Origin of the sequence: Siminovitchia fordii DSM 16014 = CIP 108821, from assembly GCF_000374565.1 — a bacterium.
GTDB lineage: Bacteria > Bacillota > Bacilli > Bacillales > Bacillaceae_C > Siminovitchia > Siminovitchia fordii.
The window spans coordinates 1-3,807 of the sequence record NZ_KB894716.1 but is presented as its reverse complement, the minus strand read 5'-3'; the positions used below and the strand labels follow the sequence as shown (position 1 = coordinate 3,807).

Sequence of the window (3,807 nt, the reverse complement as noted above, 5' to 3'; positions counted from 1 at the left end):
TTTTCTCTCTTGGGCACTTTTTCGGGCACTATTACTCTCGATTAGTGACCGGTTTTCTTGCACGGACGCTTTTTCGGGCACTATTACTCTCGATTTGTGACCGGTTTTCCCTACCGGACACTTTTTCGGGCACTATTACTCTCGATTAGTGACCGGTTTTCCCTCTCAGACGCTTTTTCGGGAATCTTTATGCTCGATTAGTGACCGATTTTTCCGCTCGGACGCTTTTTCGGGCACTATTACTCTCGATTAGTGACCGATTTTTCCGCTCGGACACTTTTTCGGGCACTATTACTCTCGATTAGTGACCGGTTTTCCCTACCGGACACTTTTTCGGGCACCCAGGCACTTTATAAAGAGCGTTAGAGCCGCCGATACATGCGGCCACTCCATATATTAATAAGCGTGTCTCTGAGTAACCATTTTCTTACGAGTATAGAACTCGATTCCATCACGACCATTTGCATGAAGATCTCCATAGAAAGATTTCTTGTATCCGGAGAATGGGAAAAATGCCATAGGGGCAGGAACTCCCAAGTTAATGCCAAGCATACCGGCATCAATTTCTTCTCTGAATTTGCGGATGGCTTTTGCACTATCCGTAAACAAGCAGGCACCGTTCGCAAAATCGGATTTGTTCGTCAATTCGATCGCTTCATCCAAATCTTTTACGCGGATAACTGAAAGAACAGGAGCAAAGATTTCTTCTTTCCAGATTTTCATATCAGTTGTTACGTTTTCAAAGATTGTCGGGCCTACGAAATAGCCGCCTTCTGACAAAGACTTATCCTTACGTCCGTCGCGGACAAGGGTTGCGCCTTGATCAATACCTGATTCAATGTAGCCAAGTGTTTTTTCCTTATGAGAATCGCGGATAACCGGTCCCAAGAAAACTCCATCTTGCAGGCCATCACCCATTTTGATGGTGTCGGATTTTTCAACTAGCTTTTTTACAAGCTCGTCTGCAATGGAGTCAACGGCAACAACAACTGAACATGCCATGCAGCGCTCCCCTGCTGATCCGAAGGCCGCGTTGAAGATATTATTAGCAGCAGAATCCAAATCAGCATCCTCAAGAACGATCGTATGGTTTTTGGCCCCAGCCAACGCCTGAACCCGTTTGCCGTTTGCAGTACCGTTTTTGTAGACATACTCGGCAACCGGCTGTGAACCTACGAATGATACAGCCGGAATATCAGGATGCTCCAAAATTCCGTTTACGATATCATGTGCACCATGTACGATATTGAATACTCCTTCAGGAAGGCCCGCTTCAATCAGGAGCTCAGCCAACCGATTCGCCAAAAGCGGGGTTCTTTCTGACGGCTTCAAGATGAATGTGTTTCCTGCAGCAATGGCCAGTGGGAACATCCAGCACGGAACCATCATCGGGAAGTTGAATGGGGTGATTCCTCCAACTACACCAAGCGGATAACGGTACATTCCGGATTCAATGTTTGTTGCGATATCAGGGAGTTGATTTCCCATCATCAACGTTGGTGCTCCTGCGGCAAACTCCACACATTCGATTCCTCTTTGGACCTCACCATATGCTTCTGCAAAGTTCTTTCCATTTTCGATGGTGATCAATTTTGCCAATTCGTCCCATTCATTGATCAACAATTGATGATACTTAAAGAGGATTCTCGCCCTTTGCGGAACTGCTGTCTTGCTCCAGCTCTTAAATGCCTTTTTGGCAGCTATTACCGCATCTTCCAAGTCTTCTCTTGTGGAAACAGGAACGTGTGCAAGAATTTCACCCGTCGCAGGATTTGGAACATCTTCATATTTGTCTGTCTTCGATTTTACCCATTGTCCATTTATAAAATTTGCAAGCGTTTGCGTTTTTTCAGAAACAGTACTCATCTTTTCATCCTCCTAAGCTTAATATATTAATAGTTGACTCATTCTTTCTTTCACTTCATAATCAATTTTACAAACTATTCACCCTTAAATCATTAGACATTGTGTAAAATCATCATTCTATCTCATTTAACATATTGGAGGCCGTCGCCATGATGAATGAATTCACATTGAAAGTAAGGGATATTTTTACTAGGGAACATTTCAGACATGCTAAAGTACTTTCCGGATCCAGGGGTCTTGACAGAGTGATCCGCTGGGTCCATGTATTGGAAGTGGAAGATTTCGGTTCCCTCATTAATGGAGGGGAATTGATTTTAATGACCGGTGTTGGCCTCCATCTTGACTTTTCGGCCCAGCTAAAATTTGTACAGCAGCTGATTGCTTCGAATGCAGCGGGCATATGCATCGAAAAAGGCCCTTATATTCAAGAGATCCATGAGGATATATTAGAGCTGGCTGAAAAAAATGACTTTCCCATTATCATGTTTGAAGAGACTGTTAAGTTCGTAGACATTACGCAAGAGCTTCATAGTTTGATAATCAATAGGCATCATGATTTGCTGCGCTATCTGGATACCTCATCGAGAAAGTTTATTGAACTTTCCATGTCTTCCAACGGCATTGTAAAAATCCTTCATGAATTATACGATTACTTTCATCGGACAATCATTTTTGTACCTACCCAGGGTAAGTCGTTTTACTACCCATCCGACAAAAAACACTTTCATGCTTTGATAATGGATCACTTTCAGTCCATCGAAAATGAAACCATATCTCAAAGAATGCTAACAATTGATGATGAATCGTTTGTTTTGATGCCAATTGGGGGGCTTGGCCAGGTATGGGGGTATTTATGTCTTCATACTACCGAAGAAGCACCGGAGGAATTTCACTTTTTAATTTTGGACAGGGCTGCCCTTGCCATTGCACAAATTCTTTTACGCAACAGGACCATTGAAGAAAGAAAGCAGCATTCTGAAGACAAATTCGTTAGGGCCGTTCTGCAGGGCAGGGATTACGACACGGAGGACCTGATTAACCACTTGCCGTTTGCAGGGCCGGACATGAAATATCGGGTTTTTGTCATGGAGATTCAACCGCCTGACCGGATGATGAACGAGGAAGATTGGGAAGATATTAAACTTCAAAGATCATTGATGATCCGCGGAATTTTTAAAAGGTTCGGATTTTCCCCTGCCGTGTCGGCAACTAAAGAGGAAATTGCTGTTATCGCAGGATTTCCAGTAAACGCACGTGAAAAAGTTAAGGTCATGCTACAACGTTTAATTCAATATATTCTTCGTACGGAGGGCCGAAAGGAATTTTTGGGGAATAATAGAATATACGGCGTCGGTCGCGAATACAGTCAAATCGACCAATTATCGAAAAGCTATGCCGAAGCAAAAGAAGTGGTCGCCCTTAACCATTCAACAATAAAAGAAAAGATGATCACCTATGATGATATCGGAGTATACAGATTACTTCTCCCTTTGAAAAAAAGCGGTGAACTGTCAACCTATGTAAAAGATTATCTTGGCCCCATACTGGATTACGATTCACAAGCTGACAGCGATCTTTACGAGACCTTAAAGGTCTATCTTGCTTGCGGTAGATCGAAAAAAGAAGCGGCAGAAAAACTCTATGTAGTAAGACAGACACTTTATCATCGATTGGAAAAAATTGAACAATTGCTAGGCAAGGATTATATGGATTCAGACCATAGAATCGCCATCGAAACAGCGATCAAGGCTTATGAACTGCTTAAAGAATCTTAGTAAGAGAAAACCATCTATTTTTGCAGATGGTTTTCTTTTACTATAACGAGGTTACGCTTTTTTAATGTCCGCCACATACGTCGATGGACAGGCGCTTACGCTTTTCTTAATGTCCAGCTTCAGCGCTCAGCGACTAGCAGACTTCCTACTCCCTCCTACGATAAGT

General features: G+C 42.9%; 2 protein-coding genes. One reads left to right on the top strand and one right to left on the bottom strand.

What is annotated here, in order from left to right; translation table 11 throughout:
* Nucleotides 1-396 precede the first annotated feature (396 nt).
* Complete coding sequence (locus C509_RS0121665; RefSeq protein WP_018709039.1) at nucleotides 397-1,866, bottom strand: CoA-acylating methylmalonate-semialdehyde dehydrogenase; 1,470 nt, start codon at nucleotides 1,864-1,866, stop codon at nucleotides 397-399.
* 149 nt (nucleotides 1,867-2,015) lie between these two features.
* On the opposite strand from C509_RS0121665, the gene C509_RS0121660 reads away from it, so the two are divergent.
* On the top strand, nucleotides 2,016-3,641 hold the full coding sequence (locus tag C509_RS0121660) for a PucR family transcriptional regulator (RefSeq protein WP_018709038.1): 1,626 nt from the start codon (nucleotides 2,016-2,018) through the stop codon (nucleotides 3,639-3,641).
* Nucleotides 3,642-3,807: the final 166 nt, after the last annotated feature.